Origin of the sequence: Micromonospora sp. WMMA2032, from assembly GCF_002688545.1 — a bacterium.
Lineage (GTDB): Bacteria > Actinomycetota > Actinomycetes > Mycobacteriales > Micromonosporaceae > Micromonospora > Micromonospora sediminicola.
Genome location: NZ_CP024052.1, coordinates 1,907,781 through 1,927,168 on the forward strand (window position 1 = coordinate 1,907,781; position 19,388 = coordinate 1,927,168).

The 19,388-nt window shown below is 74.3% G+C and carries 20 protein-coding genes; 4 read left to right on the plus strand and 16 right to left on the minus strand.

Annotated features, from left to right (window positions below):
- Positions 1 to 127 precede the first annotated feature (127 nt).
- The 4 genes from yajC to ruvC all read right to left on the minus strand — a co-directional run bounded on the left by yajC (position 128) and on the right by ruvC (position 2,815).
- Positions 128 to 472, minus strand: coding sequence for a preprotein translocase subunit YajC (gene yajC / locus CO540_RS08200; protein WP_091578132.1), 345 nt, complete (start codon positions 470 to 472; stop codon positions 128 to 130).
- A gap of 138 nt (positions 473 to 610) precedes the next feature.
- A complete protein-coding gene (ruvB, locus tag CO540_RS08205) occupies positions 611 to 1,675 on the minus strand; it encodes a Holliday junction branch migration DNA helicase RuvB (RefSeq protein WP_099161562.1) in 1,065 nt (354 codons plus the stop codon).
- Between the two features lie 13 nt (positions 1,676 to 1,688).
- Positions 1,689 to 2,291 carry a Holliday junction branch migration protein RuvA gene (gene ruvA / locus CO540_RS08210; protein WP_091578136.1) on the minus strand — a complete coding sequence of 201 codons (603 nt, stop codon included), beginning with the start codon at positions 2,289 to 2,291 and terminating at the stop codon, positions 1,689 to 1,691.
- A complete protein-coding gene (ruvC, locus tag CO540_RS08215; protein ID WP_091578139.1) occupies positions 2,288 to 2,815 on the minus strand; it encodes a crossover junction endodeoxyribonuclease RuvC in 528 nt (175 codons plus the stop codon). Before ruvC ends, ruvA begins: the two co-directional genes overlap by 4 nt.
- A 183-nt stretch (positions 2,816 to 2,998) precedes the next feature.
- Here ruvC and CO540_RS08220 point away from each other — a divergent pair, with 183 nt between their 5' ends.
- Together CO540_RS08220 and CO540_RS08225 are read left to right on the plus strand one after the other, a co-directional pair.
- Complete coding sequence (locus CO540_RS08220; protein ID WP_099161563.1) at positions 2,999 to 3,781, plus strand: 3-hydroxybutyrate dehydrogenase; 783 nt, start codon at positions 2,999 to 3,001, stop codon at positions 3,779 to 3,781.
- A 14-nt stretch (positions 3,782 to 3,795) separates the two neighbouring features.
- Positions 3,796 to 5,715 carry a helix-turn-helix domain-containing protein gene (locus CO540_RS08225; protein ID WP_091578145.1) on the plus strand — a complete coding sequence of 640 codons (1,920 nt, stop codon included), beginning with the start codon at positions 3,796 to 3,798 and terminating at the stop codon, positions 5,713 to 5,715.
- 10 nt (positions 5,716 to 5,725) lie between these two features.
- On the opposite strand, the gene CO540_RS08230 is transcribed toward CO540_RS08225, so the two are convergent.
- The 3 genes from CO540_RS08230 to CO540_RS08240 all read right to left on the minus strand — a co-directional run bounded on the left by CO540_RS08230 (position 5,726) and on the right by CO540_RS08240 (position 9,098).
- The gene (locus CO540_RS08230; RefSeq protein WP_099161564.1) at positions 5,726 to 6,334 is read right to left on the minus strand and encodes a TetR/AcrR family transcriptional regulator; all 609 of its coding nucleotides are present in this window, start codon (positions 6,332 to 6,334) and stop codon (positions 5,726 to 5,728) included.
- Between the two features lie 11 nt (positions 6,335 to 6,345).
- Positions 6,346 to 7,911, minus strand: coding sequence for an MFS transporter (locus CO540_RS08235; RefSeq protein ID WP_099161565.1), 1,566 nt, complete (start codon positions 7,909 to 7,911; stop codon positions 6,346 to 6,348).
- Positions 7,912 to 8,036: 125 nt separating this feature from the next.
- Positions 8,037 to 9,098 (minus strand): FAD-dependent monooxygenase, encoded by a 1,062-nt coding sequence (locus CO540_RS08240; RefSeq protein ID WP_099164658.1) that lies wholly within the window; start codon positions 9,096 to 9,098, stop codon positions 8,037 to 8,039.
- Positions 9,099 to 9,153: 55 nt separating this feature from the next.
- Here CO540_RS08240 and CO540_RS08245 point away from each other — a divergent pair, with 55 nt between their 5' ends.
- The gene (locus CO540_RS08245; RefSeq protein WP_099161566.1) at positions 9,154 to 9,711 is read left to right on the plus strand and encodes a TetR/AcrR family transcriptional regulator; all 558 of its coding nucleotides are present in this window, start codon (positions 9,154 to 9,156) and stop codon (positions 9,709 to 9,711) included.
- A gap of 45 nt (positions 9,712 to 9,756) precedes the next feature.
- On the opposite strand, the gene CO540_RS08250 is transcribed toward CO540_RS08245, so the two are convergent.
- Both CO540_RS08250 and CO540_RS08255 read right to left on the minus strand, forming a co-directional pair.
- Positions 9,757 to 10,398, minus strand: a complete 642-nt coding sequence (locus CO540_RS08250) for a transcriptional regulator (RefSeq protein ID WP_253866553.1) — start codon at positions 10,396 to 10,398, stop codon at positions 9,757 to 9,759.
- Positions 10,399 to 10,568: 170 nt separating this feature from the next.
- Positions 10,569 to 10,937, minus strand: coding sequence for a nuclear transport factor 2 family protein (locus CO540_RS08255; RefSeq protein ID WP_099161567.1), 369 nt, complete (start codon positions 10,935 to 10,937; stop codon positions 10,569 to 10,571).
- 54 nt (positions 10,938 to 10,991) lie between these two features.
- On the opposite strand from CO540_RS08255, the gene CO540_RS08260 reads away from it, so the two are divergent.
- A complete protein-coding gene (locus CO540_RS08260; protein ID WP_253866555.1) occupies positions 10,992 to 11,828 on the plus strand; it encodes a MerR family transcriptional regulator in 837 nt (278 codons plus the stop codon).
- A gap of 73 nt (positions 11,829 to 11,901) precedes the next feature.
- On the opposite strand, the gene CO540_RS08265 is transcribed toward CO540_RS08260, so the two are convergent.
- From CO540_RS08265 to CO540_RS08295, 7 genes are all read right to left on the minus strand, one after another.
- The gene (locus tag CO540_RS08265; protein ID WP_099161569.1) at positions 11,902 to 12,924 is read right to left on the minus strand and encodes a branched-chain amino acid ABC transporter permease; all 1,023 of its coding nucleotides are present in this window, start codon (positions 12,922 to 12,924) and stop codon (positions 11,902 to 11,904) included.
- Positions 12,921 to 13,802 (minus strand): branched-chain amino acid ABC transporter permease, encoded by an 882-nt coding sequence (locus tag CO540_RS08270; RefSeq protein ID WP_091578165.1) that lies wholly within the window; start codon positions 13,800 to 13,802, stop codon positions 12,921 to 12,923. Before CO540_RS08270 ends, CO540_RS08265 begins: the two co-directional genes overlap by 4 nt.
- Position 13,803: 1 nt before the next feature.
- Positions 13,804 to 15,060, minus strand: coding sequence for an ABC transporter substrate-binding protein (locus CO540_RS08275; protein ID WP_099161570.1), 1,257 nt, complete (start codon positions 15,058 to 15,060; stop codon positions 13,804 to 13,806).
- A 42-nt stretch (positions 15,061 to 15,102) separates the two neighbouring features.
- A complete protein-coding gene (locus CO540_RS08280) occupies positions 15,103 to 15,795 on the minus strand; it encodes an ABC transporter ATP-binding protein (RefSeq protein WP_091578169.1) in 693 nt (230 codons plus the stop codon).
- Complete coding sequence (locus tag CO540_RS08285; RefSeq protein ID WP_099164660.1) at positions 15,782 to 16,543, minus strand: ABC transporter ATP-binding protein; 762 nt, start codon at positions 16,541 to 16,543, stop codon at positions 15,782 to 15,784. Before CO540_RS08285 ends, CO540_RS08280 begins: the two co-directional genes overlap by 14 nt.
- A gap of 319 nt (positions 16,544 to 16,862) precedes the next feature.
- On the minus strand, positions 16,863 to 17,939 hold the full coding sequence (locus tag CO540_RS08290) for an alcohol dehydrogenase catalytic domain-containing protein (protein ID WP_172967809.1): 1,077 nt from the start codon (positions 17,937 to 17,939) through the stop codon (positions 16,863 to 16,865).
- Positions 17,936 to 19,378, minus strand: a complete 1,443-nt coding sequence (locus CO540_RS08295) for an aldehyde dehydrogenase family protein (RefSeq protein ID WP_099161571.1) — start codon at positions 19,376 to 19,378, stop codon at positions 17,936 to 17,938. The genes CO540_RS08290 and CO540_RS08295 overlap by 4 nt, the downstream gene beginning before the upstream one ends.
- Positions 19,379 to 19,388: the final 10 nt, after the last annotated feature.

Sequence of the window (19,388 nt, forward strand, 5' to 3'; positions counted from 1 at the left end):
GCGGACGGCACGCCGACCCGGACGCGACGCGGGGGCGCCGCGCGGGCCTGCCCGCGTGCCGGCGTCCGACGCCGACCCAACTATCCACTTGTGCGGGTGTCCCCGCTGCCCCGTCCGGGGCGGGCGGTCACTCCTTGACCGGCTCGGCTTCCTCGCTGATCGTCTCGGCCGCCGGCGCCTCGGCCCGCTTGATCACCCGGGCCACGGCCGGGCGGGCGTAGCGGGTCTGCACGCCGGGAGCGACCTCCAGCAGGACCGTGTCGTCCTCGACCACGGTGACCGTGCCGTGCAGGCCGCCGATGGTGACCACCTCGTCGCCCGGGGAGAGGGCGGACTGCATCTGCTCGGCCTCACGGCGGCGCTTCTGCTGCGGACGGATCATCATGAAGTACATGACGACGAAGAGCAGAGCGATCATGAGGATCGGCGTCAGACCGCCGGCTCCCCCGCCACTCGCTGCTGCGTAAAGCACGGTGTCGACCTTCCGGTTGGCCCCCGCCGGCCCCGGAGGGCACCGCAGCGGAGGCGGATTCTCACGTCCTGTACAGACCGCGGCGAAGTCTAGTCCCTGCTCCTGAGAACACCGAATGCGGCACAGATCACGTTCGGATCACGGCTGATCGGTCTGGACCGAGAACAGATCGGGCCCGGCCGGGGCGTCCGCACCAAATGTACCATTCGGGGGCGTACGCCCCAGATGATGCCAGGCAGCCGCCGTCGCGACCCGGCCCCGCGGGGTCCGGGCCAGCAGCCCGGCCCGGACCAGGAACGGCTCGCAGACCTCCTCGACCGTGTCCGGCTGCTCCCCCACGGCCACCGCCAGGGTGGAGAGCCCGACCGGGCCGCCCCGGAACGAGTCGACCAGCGCGGTGAGCACCGCCCGGTCCAGCCGGTCCAGGCCGAGCGCGTCCACGTCGTAGACGGTCAGCGCGGACCGCGCCGTCTCCACCGTCACCACACCGTCGGCCCGCACCTCGGCGTAGTCGCGCACCCGGCGCAGCAGCCGGTTGGCGATCCGGGGCGTGCCCCGGGACCGGCCGGCGATCTCGGCCGCGCCGTCGGTGGTGATCGGCACGCCGAGGATCCGGGCGGAACGGTGCAGCAGCGTCTCCAGGTCGGCCGGCGCGTAGAAGTCGAGGTGCGCGACGAAGCCGAACCGGTCCCGCATCGGGCCCGTCAGCAGACCCGAGCGGGTGGTGGCGCCGACCAGCGTGAACGGCTCCACGTCGAGCGGGATGGCGGTGGCGCCGGGGCCCTTGCCGACCACCACGTCGACCCGGAAGTCCTCCATGGCGCTGTAGAGCAGCTCCTCGGCCGGCTTGGCGATCCGGTGGATCTCGTCGATGAAGAGCACGTCGCCCTCGGCCAGGCTGGTCAGGATCGCGGCCAGGTCACCGGAGCGCTCGATGGCCGGCCCGCTGGTCACCCGGATGCCCGCACCCAGCTCCGCCGCGACGATGTTGGCCAGCGAGGTCTTCCCGAGGCCGGGCGGCCCCGACAGGAGAATGTGGTCCGGTGGGGAGCCGCGCCGCATCGCGCCCTGCAACAGCAGGTCGAGCTGGTCGCGCACCCGGTCCTGGGCGATGAACTCGGCGAGCCGCTTCGGCCGGACGCTGGCCTCGGCGTCCCGCTCGGCGTCGCTGACGTACGCCGAGACCAGGTTGTCGCCGGTCATCCGCGCGGGCCCGTCATCGGGTGCGGCCCAGCAGACGGATGGCCTGCTTGAGCAGGACCGGCACCGGCGGCGTCTCGCCGTCGACGGTCTCCGCCACCGCGGCCACCGCCTGGTCGGCCTGCGCGGCCGTCCAGCCGAGCCCGACCAGCGCCTGACGCACCTGCTCCGGCCAGGCGCCGACGGTCACCCCGGCCGCGCCGTCGGGGCCGACCGGCACCGGACCGACCCGGTCGCGCAGCTCCAGCACGAGCCGCTCGGCGCCCTTCTTGCCGATCCCGGGCACCCGGGTCAGCGCGGCGGTGTCGGCGTTGGCGATGGCCTTGCGGACCGCGTCCGGCGTGTGCACCGCGAGCACCGCCTGGGCCAGCCGGGGGCCCACGCCGCTGGCGGTCTGCAGCAACTCGAACAACTGCTTCGCGTCGTCGTCGGCGAAGCCGTAGAGGGTGAGCGAGTCCTCCCGGACCACCAGGCTGGTGGCCAGCCGGGCCGGCTGGCCGACCCGCAGGTCGGCGAGCGTACCGGGGGCGCACTGCACGGCCAGGCCGATGCCGCCCACCTCCACCACCGCGTGGTCCGGACCGGTGGCGGTCACCGTGCCGCGAACGCTGGCGATCATCGTGCCCCTCCTCGTCGGGCCCGCTGGGCGGCGGCGGCCAGCTTGGACCGGGTGCCACCGCGCCAGACGTGACAGATGGCCAGCGCCAGGGCGTCGGCGGCGTCGGCCGGGCGAGGCGGCTCGGCGAGCCGAAGCAGCCTCGTGACCATGGCCGTCATCTGCGCCTTGTCGGCCTGACCGGAACCGGTCACCGCCGCCTTCACCTCGCTCGGCGTGTAGGTGGTCACCGGCAGCCCGGCCCGGGCGCCGGCGAGCACCGCGATGCCGCTGGCCTGGGCGGTGCCCATCACCGTGCGCACGTTGTGCTGGCTGAACACGCGCTCCACCGCGACCGCGTCCGGCCGGTGCTCGGCGACCAGGTCGGTGAGCGACCGGTCCAGGTGCAGCAGGCGCAGCGGCAGGTCGTCCTCGGGGTCGGTGTAGACCACGTAGTAGGCGACCAGCGTGCACGGGCGACCGGGGACGCCCTCGACCACGCCGACCCCGCACCGGGTCAGCCCCGGGTCGACGCCGAGCACGCGCACGCCGCCTCCTCCCCGAGCCGTCAGCAGTACGTGTGTTCGACACACCCTACTGGTGTGCTCCGACGACCGGACGCCCGGACACGCCGGGTGCGATCGGAGCGCAACACACCACACACTGAAGCGGTCGAGTATGTGTCGCCGCCCCATGTGCCCGAGGCCACACGCCTCGTAACTTCTTGCGCCATGACGGCAGAACCCGTGGCGGTCCCCCACGTCGTACACGTCGACCTCTCCGGTCGCAACGCCCTGGTGACCGGTGGTGGCAGCGGCATCGGACGGGCCTGCGCCCTGCGCCTGGCGGCGGCCGGCGCCTCGGTGGTGGTGCTGGACCGCAACGTGGAGGCGGCGAAGGCGGTGGCGGCCGAGGCGGGCGGCCGGGCCGAGGGGGTCGACCTGGCCGACCCGGAGGCGGTGGACCGGCTCGACGTCGACGCCGACATCGTGGTGAACAACGCCGGCCTGCAGCACGTGGCGCCGGTGCAGGAGTTCCCGGTGGAGCGGTTCGAGTACATCCAGCGGGTGATGGTGGAGGCGCCGTTCCTGCTGATCCGCCGGGCGCTGCCCCGGATGTACGCCAACGGCTGGGGCCGGATCGTGAACATCTCCTCGGTGCACGGGCTGCGCGCGTCGCCGTACAAGGCGGCGTACGTGTCGGCGAAGCACGCGCTGGAGGGCCTGTCGAAGGTGGTGGCCCTGGAGGGCGCGGCGCACGGGGTGACGGCCAACTGCATCAACCCGGCGTACGTGCGGACCGCGCTGGTGGAGAGCCAGATCGCCGACCAGGCGGCCAGCCACGGCATCGGCGAGGACGAGGTGGTGGAGAAGATCATGCTGGCCCGGGCGGCGATCAAGCGGCTGATCGAGCCGGAGGAGGTGGCCGAGCTGGTGGCGTACCTGTGCGCGCCCCCCGCCGCGTTCCTCACCGGCGCGTCGATCGCCCTCGACGGGGGCTGGACGGCGAACTAGTGGCGCCGCGCACAATGTCGGTCATGTCGTCGCCGGTCGAGTTCCTGGAGCTGCTGGCGCGCGAGGCCGCCGCGGTCGAGTTCGAGGGCCCGCTGGTCGCCGCGCGCGCCGCCGGCCTGCCCGCCGACCGCCTGGCCGAGCTGGAGCAGGCGAAGGTGGTGGCGCTGCGGGTGCGGGCGCTGCTGGAGCGCCGCCGCCGGCGGGAGACCGAGCTGTCCGGCCTGTACGACACCGCCAACGACCTGGCCGGCCTGCGCGACCTGGACGACGTGCTGCGGGCGATCGTGCACCGGGCGCGGATCCTGCTCGGCACCGACGTGGCCTACATGACGCTCAACGACGACGAGCGCGGCGACACCTACATGCGGGTCACCGACGGGTCGATCTCGGCCCGCTTCCAGCGGCTGCGGCTGGAGATGGGCGACGGACTGGGCGGGCTGGTGGCGCAGACCGGCACCCCGTACGCCACCGCGAACTACCCGGAGGACGAGCGGTTCCGGCACACCGGGGAGATCGACGGCGGGGTGGGCGAGGAGGGCCTCGTGGCCATCCTCGGCGTGCCGCTGCGGCTCGGTTCGAGCGTGATCGGCGTGCTCTACGCGGCCAACCGCTCGGCCCGGCCGTTCGCCCGGGAGGAGGTGTCGCTGCTGGTCTCCCTGGCCGCGCACGCGGCGGTGGCGATCGACACCGCCCGGCTGCTGGCCGAGACCCGCGCGGCGCTGGAGGAGCTGTCGGCGGCGAACGGCACGATCCAGGCGCACAGCACGTCGGTGGAGCGCGCCGCGGCCGCGCACGACCGGATGACCGCGTTGGTCGTGCGGGGCGGCGGGATGGAGGACGTGGCCGCGGCGGTCACCGAGGTGCTCGGCGGGGCGCTGCTGGCGCTGGACGCGGAGGGCCGGCGGCTGGCCCGGGTCGGCGAGATCTCCGAGCCGGACCGGGCGGACATCGTGGAGGCGGTGGCCGCGTCGCGGACCGAGGGGCGCAGCGTGCGGCGCGGCCCGCTCTGGTACGCCGCGGTGGTGGCCGGCGCGGAGAACCTGGGCGCGCTGGTGCTGCGCCCGGACGACGAGCTGGTCGACGCCGACCAGCGGATCCTGGAGCGGGCGGCGCTGGTGACCGCGTTGCTGCTGCTGTTCCGCCGCACGGTGGCCGAGGCGGAGGGTCGGGTCCGGGGTGAGCTGCTCGACGACCTGATCGCCCGGCCGTTGCGGGACACAGACGCGTTGCGCAGCCGGGCCCGCCGGATCGGGGTCGACCTCGACGCGCCGCACGTGCTGGTGGCGGTCGGCGACGACGCGTTCGCCGAGACCGGCTCGGCCCGGCAGCGGGTGCTGTCGTGGGCCACCACGTACGCGTCGACCCGGGGTGGGCTGGCCGCGGCGCGCGACGGCCGGGTGGTGCTGATGCTGCCCGGCCAGGACGCCGGCGGGGCGGCCCGCGCGGTGGCCCGGGACCTGTCCCGGGTGACCGGCCGCCCGGTGACCGCCGGGGCGAGCGGGCCGTCGACCGGTCCGGCGTCGCTGGCGGTCACGTTCGCCGAGGCGGAGCGCTGCCTGACCGCGCTCGGTGCGCTGGGCCGGGCCGGGCAGGGGGCGAGCACCGCGGAGCTGGGTTTCGTCGGGCTGCTGCTGGGCGCGGTCGGCGACTCCGGCGACCGGGACGTGACCCGGTTCCTCACCGCGACGGTGGGGCCGGTGGTCGACTACGACGCCCGGCGCGGCACCGCGCTGGTGAAGACGCTGGAGGCGTACTTCGGGGTGGGCGGCAGCCTGGCCCGGGCGGCCGAGCAGCTGCACGTGCACGTGAACACGGTGACCCAGCGGCTGGAGCGGGTCGGGCAGTTGCTGGGCGCCGACTGGCAGCGCCCGGAGCGGGCGCTGGAGGTGCAGCTCGCGTTGCGGCTGCACCGGTTGCGCACCCCGGCCGGCTGAGCCGGCCGGGTCAGCGGGGGCGCAGGCCGTCCAGGACCGCGTCGACGATCCGCTCGGGCAGGATCCGCTCGTCCCGGTCGGGGTGCCAGTGCAGCATCCGCTGGGTCAGCATCGGCGCGGTGAGCAGCGCCATGGCGAGCTCGACGTCGAGGTCGGCGCGCAGATCCCCGTTGTCCACGGCGCGCAGCAGCACCTCGCGCATGGCCTGGCGCCGGGGCTCGATGATCGCCTCGTAGGCCTGGCGGTGCGCGGAACTGCGGCTCACCTCGGGCACCAGACACGGCATGATCTTGCGGACCCGGGGGTCGACGTGCTGGCCCACGGCGCCGACCAGCAGGACCAGGTCGTCGCGGACCGAGCGGCCGCCGGTGCGGGGCGGGGCGCCCTTGAGCCGGCCCAGCGCGTCGAGCAGCAGCGCCTCCTTGCCCGGCCAGCGACGGTAGATGGTGGCCTTGCCGACGCCGGCGCGGGCCGCGATCGCCTCGATGGAGAGCGCCTCGACGGTGCTGCCCTCGGCCAGCAGGTCGAGGGTGGCCTCCACGATCGCCTCGTCCGCGCGGGTGCTCCGCGGTCGCCCGGGCGACCGCGGAGCATCCGCCGTGGAAGTCATGTCAGACATTGTCCACGAACCTACGCGGTCCCGGCCAACTCCCGCTCCGTGGCCGGAGCGGCGTCGGGGGCGACGACCGGCCGGCCCGGCATCCACCGCAGCACGATCACCATGCCGAGCGCCGCCACCAGCGCGGAGACGCCGGCCGCCCAGTGCATGGCCGAGACGAACGAGTCGTTGGCCGCGTCGATCAGTCGCGGCGCGGCCGGGCCGAGCCGGTCGGCGACCGCGTACGCCCCGGAGACCGACTCGCGGGCCGCGTCGCGGACCGGGGCGGGCAGGGCGGCGACCGCCGGGGCGACCTGGTCCCGGTAGACCGCGGAGAGCACCGAGCCGAGCACCGCCACGCCGAGCGCGCCGGCGACCTGGCGGATGGTGTTGCTGACCGCCGAGCCGACCCCGGCCTTCTCCCGGGGCAGCGCCGACATGATCGACTCGGTGGCCGGCGGCATGATGTTGGCCATGCCGGCGCCCTGGACGAAGCCCAGCGCCGAGAAGATCCAGATCGGCGTGTCCGCGTCGATGAAGACGAACGCGGCGAGCGCGATCGTGGTGAGCAGCAGCCCGACCGCGGCCACCGTCCGGCCGCCGTAGCGGCGGACCATGGCCGCGCTGCGCGGCGCGAAGATCAGCTGCGCGGCCGCGAACGGCAGGAACAGCAGGCCGCTCTCCAGCGGGCTGTAGCCGCGCACCAGCTGAAGGTAGAACGCGCCGAAGAACATCACGCCCATGGCGGCGAAGAAGACCAGGCCGACCAGGGCCACCGGGGCGGCGAACCGGGGCACCCGGAACAGCCGCACGTCCAGCGACGGGTGGTCGCTGCGCAGCTCATGGGCCACGAACCAGCCGAGCACCGCCAGGCCGCCGACGATCGCGACCCAGACCTGCGGCCGGCCGAAGCCGTGCTCGCCGCCGTCGATGATGCCGTAGGTGAGGGCGACCAGGCCGACCACGGACAGCAGGACGCCGAGCAGGTCGACCCGGCCGGGCGAGGGATCGCGGGACTCGGGGACCAGCACCGCGACCAGCACCACGCCGAGCACCACCACCGGCACGTTGATCAGGAAGACCGAGCCCCACCAGTAGCGCTCCAGGAGCGCGCCGCCGAGCACCGGGCCGATCGCCACGGCGAGGCCGACCGCGCCGGCCCAGACCCCGATCGCCTTGGCCCGCTCGCGGGGGTCGAACACGTTGGAGATGATCGAGAGCGTCACCGGCATGATCGCCGCGCCGCCGACCCCCATCAGCGCCCGGGCGGCGATCAGCTGCGCCGGGTCCTGCGCGTACGCCGACAGCAGCGAGGCGAGCCCGAACAGCGCCAGCCCGAAGATGAGGAAGCGGCGGCGGCCGAGCCGGTCGCCGAGCACGCCGAAGGTGAACAGCAGGCCGGCGAAGACGAGCGTGTAGGAGTTGATCGCCCATTCCAGCTCGCCCTGGCTGGCGCCGAGGCCGTGCACCGGGTCGGCGAGGGTGCGCAGCGCGACGTTGAGGATCGTGTTGTCGAGGACGACCACGAGGAGGCTGATCACCAGCACCCCGAGGATCGCCCACCTCCTCGGGTGTCCGGTGTTCTCGTGCGGTTCCATTCGGGTTCTCCCCCCGGCTCACCCGCGTCGGAATACGATACGGGGCAGACTCGTAACGCAGCCGAGCGTAGGTGAGCGGGTTTCGATACGGAACCGGTTCGTATCGAATGTGCGCCAGGTCACGGTCAGGCGGGCGGGCCGGCGGCCAGCGCCAGCCGGAGCACCGCGTCGCGTACCGGCAGCAGGCGTCGGGCCTGGGCGAGCCGGCCCGCCCACCGCGCGCCGGCCGCGATCCGCTGGGTGGGCCGCCGGCGGCGCCGGTCGTACGCCCGCAGCCCGGCCGGCAGGTCGCCGGCGGCGCGGAGGCAGTCGGCCAGCGCCACCGCGTCGATCAGCGCCTGGCAGGCGCCCTGCCCGAGGTCCGGCGTCATGGCGTGCGCGGCGTCGCCCAGCAGCGCCGTCCGGTCGCCCACGTAGGACGGCAACGGGGTCAGGTCGCGGATCTCGTGCCGGAGGATCCCGTCGGGCGTGAGGGCGTCGAGCACCTGCGGCACCGGCCGGTGCCAGTCACCGAAGAGCCGACGCAACTCGGCCCGGTCGTCCGTCGGCGCGGGATGACCCTCGGGCAGGCTCACCGCGGCGTACCAGTTGGTGCGCCCCGGGCCCGCTGGCGTGAGCCCGAACTTGCGCCCCCTCCCCCAGGTCTCGCCGCCCTCGGGCACCTCCGTGTCGACCACGCCCCGCCAGGCCACCGCGCCGGCGTGGCGCAGCGGGTAGCGGTCGCCGTGCAGGGCGACGCGGACCACGCTGTTGATCCCGTCCGCGCCGACCACGAGGTCGTACGCGTCGAGCAGGGCGCGCGGGTCGGTGACCGGGGCGGCGAGGCGCAGCACCGGCCCCGGTAGCGCGGCGGCGAGCACCGCGAGCAGCACCGGCCGGGTGACCAGGTGCACCGGCTCGCCGTGCCGGCGCTCCAGCCGGTCGACGTCGATGGTGGCGATGCGACTGCCGTCCGGCCGCCGGATCGTCCCGCCGACCTGCCGGCGGCCGCGGCGGCGCACCTCGTCGCCCACGCCGAGCGTGTCCAGCGCGCGCATCGCCCCGGGCCAGATGCCGAGCCCGGTGCCGGTCTCCGGCAGCCCGGCGGAGCGCTCCAGAACCGTCACCTCCCAGCCGGCGGCGCGCAGCCCGACGCCCGCCGCGAGCCCACCCACGCCGCCACCGACCACCACCGCCCGACCGTCCATGCCGGCCACCGTACTACAGATGTAGTCATTTCCACTACGCCTGTAGTCTGACCCGGTGACCGATCGCCGGCAGCTTCTGCTCGACGCCGCCATCCGGGTGCTCGGCACCCGGGGGCCGCGGCAGCTCACCCACCGGGCGGTGGACGCGGAGGCGGGACTGCCCGAGGGTTCCGCGTCCAACCGGTTCCGCACCCGGGAAGCGCTGGTCGACGGCGTCTTCGAGCGACTGGTCGAGGTGGAGACGCAGACCTGGCAGCGACTCGCCGCGGATCTGCCGCCCGGCGACGTCAACGGGTTCACCCGCGTGCTCGGCCGGCTGGTCCGGCGGTTCACCGACGAGGAGCGGGTGGTCACACTGGCCCGGTACGCGCTGTTCGTGGAGGCGGCCGTGCGGCCCGAGCTGCGCCCCGCCATCGAGGCCGGGCGGGCGCGGCTGGCCGGGTGGGGGGTGCCGCTGCTCGCCGCGCTCGGCTCGACCGACCCGCCCGCCCACTTCCGGGCGCTGCTCGCGCTCGTCGACGGGCTCCTCGGCAACCAACTCGCCGCCCCCGACGACGACTTCGACCCGGAGTCCGCCGTCGCCGCCCTCCTGCGCGGCTTCCGGGTCGGCTGACCGGCCGCCGCCCGCGGCGCGCGAGCCGCGCGGGACGGATACCGCCTACCGCGCCTCGTCCCGCTGCCGGGCGGCGTCGCGACACGCGGCGAGCGCGTCCGACAGGCTGGTCAGATGCCCGGCCGGCGTGGCCGGCGGCGTGATCCAGCCCGGCCCGGCCCCGTGCACCCGCACCGACGGGAACTCCCGCGCGAACCGGACCGCGCGGTACGCCCGCCCGGTCATCGGTGTCTGCGACCACACCACCACGGTGTGCGGGCGGGTCCGACGCACCGCGCTGGCCAGCGCCGGCCAGGGCAGCGCGGCACCGAGCAGCAGGCTGCCCAGACCGGCCTCGCGCAGCGCCGCGGCGAGCGCGTGCAGACCGAGGCAGTGCAACTCCTGTTCCGCCCCGGCGAGCAGGATGCCGCCGGCCGGGGGTGGTGTCCCCGGCCCGCGCAGCAGCACGTCCAGTCCGGACCGCAGGCCCTCCGAGAAGGCGTGTTCCACGGCCACCTCGGCGGCGCTGCGGCCGGGCAGCGCGGCCAGCATCGGCGCGCAGACACCCTCCCACACCGGCGCCACCCCCCACCGGCCCGCGGCCTCGACGACCAGCGCGGCGACCCGGTTGCCGTCCAGGTCCTCCGCCGCCAGCGTGAGGTGCTTGCGGGCGGTCTCGACGACATCGGCCGGGATCGGATCGGTCACCACCGGACGCACCCCTCGGTAGACGGTCACTACCGAGGGGTTCGTCGGAAGGGGGCGGCCTGGATGCGCCCGGCGCCGACCGGTCCGCACCGGGGCGCGGTGTCCACGCCGCGCCGGTGGGGCGGCTCACACCGGCGTGCGCTCCGGTCGGACCGGCCGAGCCCCGGCCGTCACGGCTCGATCACCAGGCGGGCGATCAGCCCGTCCCGGAGCGTGAACCGGAAGTGCAGGTCGGCGACGCCGCCGGGGAAGTCGCCCTCCAGGTGGTGGACCGCGTCGTAGTTCCGGTCGTCGACCCGGGCCGCCGCGACCAGCTCCGAGGTGTACGTGTACTCGCTCGACGAGTGGGACAGCCAGTCCCGGATCTGCTCGGGTCCCCGGTGGGTCCGGCCCTCGTCGGTCACCGACGCGTCGGGGGTGAAGCGTGCCACCGCCGCGTCGGCGTCCCGGGCCTGGTGCGCGACGAGGTACTGCGTGATCGTTTCGGGCAGTTCGTCCGGCGAGATCCGGCTCGCCCGGCTCCAGTCGATTGCGTCCATGTGCCCACCGTGAGGTCTCTCGGCGGGAGAGGGTCAAGTCGTCGACTCTCCCGCGTGGGGAAGGTGCAGAGTGAGGGCATGCGCAAGGGCATGACGATCGGGGAGTTCGCGACGGTCACCCACCTGAGCGTGCGGACGTTGCGTCGCTACCACGAGGCCGGGCTGCTGGAGCCGGAGACCGTGGACCCCTTCACCGGCTACCGCTACTACTCTACGAACCAGGTACCGCCCGCGCAGGTGATCCACCGACTACGCGAGCTGGACGTGCCACTGGCCGAGGTCAAGGCGATCCTCGCCACCGACGACCCCGCCCGGCGCACCGACCTGATCGCCGGGCACCTGCGTCGCCTGGAGGAGACGCTGGACCGCACCCGGGGGGCCGTCACCGCCCTGCGTCGGCTGCTGCGCCCCGACGACCACGACCTGTCGGTCGAACTGCGCGCCGTCCCCCGGCTCACCGTCGCCGCGGTGCGCGCAGACGTCGAGTTGGCGCGGGCCGGCACCTGGTACGACGGCGCGATGGCGGAGCTGGACGCGGCGTACCCGGTGGGCGAGCGCACCGGACCACCGGGCGGCCAGTACGCCAACGAGCTGTTCACCGACGGCGCCGGCGCCGTGACCGTCTACCGGCCGGTCCGTCGTCCCCGCCCGGCCGGGCGGATCGAGGTCGTCGACCTGCCGGCGGCCGAGTTCGCCGTCGCCGTGCACTCCGGCCCGCACGACGACATCGACGTCACCTACGGACGGCTCGGCGCCTGGGTGGTCGCCCACGCGCTGGTCGTCGACGGGCCGATCCGCGAGACCTACCTCGTCGGGCCGCGCGACACCGACGTCCCCACCGACTGGCGTACCGAGATCGGCTGGCCGGTCTTCCGCCTGACCCCCGACTAGGAGTGCCCGGCGCCGGGCGGCGCGACGCGGAGGCGATGTCCGCCGCCCGCGTCGCGCCGTCGGGCACGCCGGTCTAGCCGGACCGGCCCTGACGGGTCGCCGCCCGCCGCCGGGCCAGGTGGGCGACCGTGCCCCAGATGCCCCGCCGGAACAGCAGCACGACGAGGACGAAGATGCCGCCGGTGACCAGCCCGATGGCCTCGAACCCGGAGAACGACAGCCAGTCCTCCAGGCGGACCACCAGGGCCGCGCCGAGCACCCCGCCCCACAGCGTGCCGATGCCGCCGAGCACCACCACGATGACCGCCTTGCCGGAGGTCGTCCAGTGCAGCACGTCCAGCGAGACGAACCGGTGGCCGACCGCGAAGAGCCCGCCGCCGAGCCCGGCCAGGAAGCCGGAGAGCACGAACGCGGTCAGCTTGTAGCGGTGCACCGGGTAGCCCAGCGCGCGGGCCCGGGCCGGGTTGTCCCGGATGCCGACCAGCACCCGGCCGAACGGCGAGTGCACGATCCGCCAGGCGGCGAGCAGGCCGAGCAGCACGATCGGCAGGATCGCGTAGTAGAAGTAGTAGTCGTCGGTGAGGTCGGCGCCGAAGAACGCGCGCGGCACGCCCTGCAGGCCGTTCTCGCCCTGGGTGACCGAGCGCCACTCGTTGGCCACGTAGTAGACCATCTGCGCGAAGGCCAGCGTGACCATGGCGAAGTAGATCCCGGTGCGCTTCACCGCCAGGTAGCCGATCGGCAGCGCGAGCAGCGCCGCGCCCAGCGCCCCGGCCAGCACCGCGGCCGGGAACGGCAGGCCGGCGTGGATCGCCACCAGCCCGGTCAGGTACGCCGAGGTGCCCCAGAACCCGGCGTGCCCGAAGGACATCAGCCCGGTGAAGCCGAGCAGCAGGTCCACCGAGACGGCGAAGAGCGCCCAGCACAGGATGTCCACCGCGACCGCCGGGTAGAGCCCGTTGGGCAGCCACAGCGCGACGAGCAGGCCGGCGGCGAGCAGCACGTACCGGACCCAGCCGGGCGCCCGCGCCACGGCGAGCAGACCGGACCGGGGTGCCTTCCGCTTGACCGGGGCGGTTTCCACAGCACTGCTCACGCGGGTGCCTCCTCTCGGCCGAACAGGCCGGCCGGACGCCAGAGCAGCACGGCGGCCATCACCACGAACACGACGGTCTGCGACACGAGCGGGTAGTCGGACAGGTACGCCTCGCCCCACGCCTGGATCAGGCCGATGCCGAAGCCGGCGGCGACCGAGCCGAAGATCGAGCCGAGGCCGCCGATCACCACCACCGCGAAGACCACGATGATCAGGTCGGCGCCCATCAGCGGGTTGACCGCCCGCATCGGGGCGGCGAGCACCCCGGCCAGCCCGGCCAGGGCGATGCCGAAGCCGAACACCGGGGTGACCCACTTCCCCACGTCGATGCCGAACGCCCGGGTCAGCTCCGGCCGCTCGGTGGCGGCCCGGACCACCATGCCGATCCGGGTCCGCCCGAGCACCCACCACACCGCCACGCACAGCAGCACGGTGAAGCCGAGGATGAAGACCCGGTACGTCGGGAAGTCGAAGAGTCCGAAGTCGACCGTCCCGCTCAGCTCGGCGGGCGTGGCGTACGGGCTGGACTGCACGCCGTACCGGGACTTGACCAGGTCCTGCAGGATCAGCGTCAGGCCGAAGGTGAGCAGGAAGTTGTAGAGCGGGTCGAGCCGGGTCAGCCGGTGGATCACCGCCCGCTCCAGCACCATGCCGAGCAGGCCCAGCGCCAGCGGCATGATCACCAACGCGGCCCAGAACGGCACTCCCGCCTCGGCGAGCAGCACGTACGCCCCGAACGCGCCGAGCATGTAGAACGCGCCGTGGGCGAAGTTCACCACCCGGAGCATGCCGAAGATGACCGCGAGCCCGAGGGCGAGCAGGGCGTAGAACGCCCCGCCCACCAGCCCGTTGAACGTGTTCTGCAGGAACCCGGACATGTCAGAGCTTGCAGTCCGGGGACGGGGTGCGGAAGGCTTCCGCCGCCGGGATGGTCTTGAGGATCTTCACGTAGTCCCACGGCTCCGTGACCTCGGCCTGCGGCTTCACCTGGGCCAGGTACGCGTCGTGCACGACCCGGTGGTCCTCCGCGCGGATCTTGCCGTTGCGCAGGAAGAGGTCGTTGACGTCCTTGCCCTCCAGCTCCTTGACCACGGCGTCCGCGTCGTCGGTGCCGGCGGCCTGCACCGCCTCCAGGTACTGCATGGCGGCGGAGTAGTTCGCCGCGTGGGCGAACGACGGACGGGTGCCGGTCTCCTTCTGGAACCGGTCCGCCCACTCCCGGTTCTGCTGGTCGAAGTTCCAGTACCAGGCGTCGGTGTAGGTGGTGCCGGCCAGCGCGGCCGGGGTGAGCGAGTGGATGTCGGTGATGAACATCAGGCCGACGGCCAGCCCGACGCCCTTGTCCCGCAGCTTGAACTCGTTGTACTGCTTGACCACGTTGACCAGCTCCGCGCCGGCCTGCATGGTGCCGAGCACCTGCGGCTTCGGGTTCAGCGTCGGCGCCTTGAGCAGGAACGACGAGTAGTCGCCGCTGGTGTTCGGGAACGGGGCGCCGTCGGAGCCGACGACCTGCCCGCCGGCCGCCGTGATGGCGGCGGTGAAGCTCTTCTCCATGTCCTGCCCGAACGCGTAGTTCGGGTAGAGGATGTACCAGTTCTTGCCGACCTGCTCGGTGGTCACCGTGCCGGTGCCGTGGGCCAGCATGTACGTGTCGTACGCGTAGTGGAACGTGTACTTGTTGCAGCTCTTGCCGGTCAGGTCGGTGGTGGCGGCGCCGATGTTGAAGTAGAGCTTCTTCTTCTCCTTGGCCACGTCGGCGACCTTCAGGGCGGCCGAGGAGGTCGGCACGTCCAGGATGGCGTCGACGCCCTTGCGGTCGACCATCTCCTGGGCCTTGCTGTTGGCCACGTCCGGCTTGTTCTGGTGGTCCGCCGTCTCCACGGTGATGTCCTTGGTCACCGCGTCGTCGCCGTGCTTGGCCTTGAAGTCGGCGATCGCCATCTCCACGGCCTTGACCGAGTTGCGCCCGGACAGCTCCGAGTAGGCGCCCGACTGGTCGTTGAGCACGCCCAGCACGATCTTGTCGCCGGTCAGCTTCGAGTCGCCGCCGGACTGCGGGCCACCGCCGCCGCAGCCGGCCACCAGCAGCGCCGCCGCCGAGGCGGCGGCCACACCCACGCTCCTACGCATGTTCATCCCCTTCGTACCGCGCGGTCCGCGCGGGTCAGCCGTCCAGATTCAGATGCCGAGGTACGCCAGCAGCTCGCGTTCCCGCGAGCGCACCTCGGCGTTCTCCATCGCCTCCGCGATCCGTCCCTCGGCCAGCAGGTAGTGCCGGTCGGCGACGCCGGTGGCGAAGTGCAGGTTCTGTTCCACCAGCAGCACGGTCACGCCGTGCTTCTTGGCCTCCCGCAGCAGGTCACCGACCTGCTGCACGAGCAGCGGCGACAGCCCTTCGGTGGGCTCGTCGCAGAGCAGCAGCCGGGCGCCCATGCGCAGCACCCGGGCCAGCGCGAGCATCTGCTGCTCGCCGCCGGAGAGCATGGTCGCGGCCGAGTCGCGCCGGGCGTGCAGGGCGGGGAACGCCTCGTACACCCGCTCCAGCGGCCACGGGTCGGGACCGACCCGGGGCGGCAGGGTCAGGTTCTCGGTGACCGTGAGCGTGGCGTACGCGCCCCGGTCGTCGGGGACCCAGCCGAGCCCGGCCCGCGCCCGCCGGTACGCCGGCAGCCGGGAGATGTCCCGGCCGTCGAGGTGCACCGCGCCGCGCTGGCCGGGGTGCAGCCCCATCACCGACCGCAGCAGCGTGGACTTGCCGGCGCCGTTGCGCCCGACCAGGGTGACCACCTCACCGGCGGCCACCTCCAGACTCACCTCCCGCAGCACCTGGGCCTCGCCGTACCAGGCGGAGAGGTTCTCAATGCGCAGCATCCGCGGCTCCCAGGTAGGCGGTGATGACCCGCTCGTCGGCGCGGACCTGCTCGTACGGCCCCTCGACCAGCACCTTGCCGGCCTGCAGGACGGTGACCGTGTCGGCGAGCCGGCCCACCACGCTCATGTTGTGTTCCACCATGACCACGGTCCGTCCCGTGCGGACGGTGGCGATCAGGTCGACGGTGCGGTCGACGTCCTCCAGGCCCATCCCGGCCGTCGGCTCGTCCAGCAGCAGCACCTTCGGGTCGAGGGCGAGCGCGATCGCCAGCTCCAGGGCTCGCTTGCGCCCGTACGCGAGGGCCTCCGCCGGCGCCTCGGCGAGGTCGGCCAGGCCGACCATGGCCAGCAGCTCGTCGGCCCGGTCCCGGTAGCGGCGCATCAGCTTCGCCGACCGCCAGAACCGCCAGCCCAGCCCGCTGCGCGACTGGAGGGCCAGCTCGACGTGCTCCCGCGCGCCGAGCTGCGGGAAGAGGCTGGTGATCTGGAACGACCGGGCCACGCCGAGGCGGGCCACCCGCTCGGGGGGCAGGCCGGTGACGTCCCGGCCGTCCAGCTCGATCCGCCCGCCGCTGGGCGGCAGGAAGCCGGTGAGCAGGTTGAACAGTGTGGTCTTGCCGGCGCCGTTCGGGCCGACGAGGGCATGCACGGTCTCCGGTGCCACGTCGAGGTCGACGCGATCGACGGCCCGGAAGCCCCGGAAGTCCCGGGTCAGCCCTCGGGCCGACAGGATCGCTTGCCCGGCCATCGCCTCACCCTCCGCAGGTCCGCACGCGACGGCCAGGTCGGTGACCGGGGTCACAGGGCCGTCGCGTGCAGGAAACCTACGGGGAGCCGAAGTGGTCGAGCCATGTCGATCCACCACACATTCCCCCGGGACGGCACGGGCCCGTCCTCCATAGGTGTCGGTCGCCCCCGACCGGGTCCGGTCCGATCGGTGGCCGTCGACATGTGGTGCGGCACCGTCACCGGGGCGCGGGGAAGGGCCCCGCTCCAGGACGGCGAGCAGCCACCGCCGAGGGGGTGTACCGCTCTTCGCGGAGGCGGAGGCCGCCCCGGCCGGGAGGTCAGTCCGAGAAGGTGACCACCCAGCGGGCGCCCTCGCCACGGGCCAGCCGGTCCAGCGCCTCGGGCGCCTCCGCGAGCGACACCGTGCCACTGACCAGGGGCGCCAGGTCGAGGTCGCCGGCGGCGAGCGCGGCGGCCAGCTCCGGCACCTCGCGGTCCGGATCGGTCGAGCCGTAGACCGAGGAGCGCAGCGTCCGCGCCGAGTGGAAGATGTCCAGGGCGGACAGGCTGAGCAGGTCGTCCTTGGCGCCCATGCCGACCACGGTCACCGCTCCCCCGCGCCGGGTGGCGCGCCAGGCGGCCCGGATGGTGGCGGACCGGCCGACGCACTCGAAGGCGTGGTCCACCCCGCGCCCGCCGGTGCGCGCGCGGACCTCCTTGCCGAGCGTGTCGTCGGAGCGCAGGAAGTCGGTGGCGCCGGCGGCCAGGGCCAGCTCCCGCTTGGCCTCCACCACGTCGACGGCGAGGATCGGTGACGCGCCGGCGCGACGGGCCGCGGTGAGCACGGCCAGGCCGACCCCGCCCAGCCCGATCACCGCCACCGACTCGCCGGCGCCCACGCGGGCGGTGTTGCGGACCGCGCCGACGCCGGTGAGCACCGCGCAGCCCAGCAGCGCCGCCTGCGCCGGCGGCAGGCCGGCCGGCACCGGCACGGCCGCCCGCTCCGGCACCACCACCTCCTCGGCTAGCGCGCCGAGCCCGAGCGTGACCTGCACCGGCTCCCCGGCGGCCGTCTCCCCCCGGGCGACCGAGGGGGCGGTGTTCGCGGCACACAGCCAGGGCTCGCCGTGTCGGCAGTGCCAGCAGTCGCGGCACGCGGGCGCCCAGTTGAGCACCACCGGCGTGCCGACCGCCAGCCGGGTCGCCGGACCCGCCTCGGCCACCACACCGGTCGCCTCGTGCCCCAGCACCAGCGGGTACGCCGGCGCCAGCGTGCCGTTCACCATGGCCAGGTCGGAGTGGCAGAGGCCGGCGGCGCGGATGCGGACCCGCAGCTCCCCCGGGCCGGGCGCGGGCAGGCGCACCTCCTCGACCGTCGGGGTCCCGCCCCGGCCACGCACGACCAGCGCCCTCACCGCTGGATCGCCTTCAGCTCGGTGAACTCCTCGACGCCGTAGCCGCCCAGCTCGCGGCCGAGGCCGGACTGCTTGTAGCCGCCGAACGGCGCGAGCGGGTTGAACGCGGCGCCGTTGACGTCCACCTGGCCGGTCCGCAGCCGCCGGGCCACGGCCAGCGCCGCGTCGGAGTCGGCGGACCAGACCGCACCGGCCAGGCCGTACCGGGAGTTGTTGGCGATCGCGACCGCCTCGTCGGTGTCGGCGAACGGGACCACCGCGAGCACCGGGCCGAAGACCTCCTCCTGCGCCAACGCGCTGTCCGGGTGCACGTCGGCGAAGACGGTGGGCGCCACGAAGTGGCCCCGGGACGGCAGCGGCGCGTCCGGGCCGCCGGCGACGAGCCGGGCTCCGTCGGCGAGCGCCCGGTCCACGTGCCCGCGTACCCGTTGGGCCTGGGCGGCGGAGACCAGCGGGCCGAGCCGGGTGGCCGGGTCGAACGGGTCGCCGAGCCGGTAGCCGGCCACGGCGGCCGCGACCAGGTCGAGCGCCTCGGCGTAGCGGTCGCGGTGCACCAGCATCCGGGTCCAGGCGGTGCAGGTCTGCCCGGAGTTGAGCAGCGCGTTGCCCACGCCGACCTTGACCGCGGTGGGCAGGTCGGCGTCGGCCAGGATCACGTTCGCCGACTTGCCGCCCAGTTCCAGGGCGACCCGGGCGATCCGGTCGGCGGCGAGGTGCGCGATCCGCCGGCCGGTGGCGGTGGAGCCGGTGAACGAGACCAGGTCCACGTCGGGGTGCGCGGCGAGCGCCTCACCGACCACCGGGCCGGTGCCGGGCACCAGGTTGACCACCCCGGGCGGCAGGCCGGCCTCGGTCACCGCGTCGAAGAGCAGGTACGCGGTGAGCGGCGTCAGCTCGCTCGGCTTCAGCACGACGGTGCAGCCGGCGGCCAGCGCCGGGGCGACCTTGGCGACCACCTGGTGCAGCGGATAGTTCCACGGGGTGATCGCGCCGACCACACCGACCGGCTCGCGCACCACCAGCGAATTGCCGACCTCCTGCTCGGCGGCCGGGCGGGCGGCCAGGTCGACCAGGCCGCGCAGCACCGTCAGCGGCAGCCCGGCCTGCACCCGGGTGGCGAGCTTGAGCGGGGTGCCCAGTTCGAGGGCCACGGTGCGGGCGACCTCGTCGGCGCGGGCGGCGAGCGCGGCGTGCAGCCGGTCGAGGTGGGCGGCCCGGTCGGCGGGTGCCGTGGCGGCCCAGCCGGGGAAGGCGGCCCGGGCGGCGGCGACCGCACGGTCCACGTCGGCGGGGGTGCCGGCGGGAACCTGCCCGATGATCTCCCCGGTCGCCGGGTTCTCGACCGGGATCGTCCCGCCGTCCGCCGGGTCGACCCAGTCCCCGGCGAGGTGCAGGTGGCGGCGGACCAGCAGGGCGGGGGGCGCATCGGCGAGATCCATGGCGTCCCTT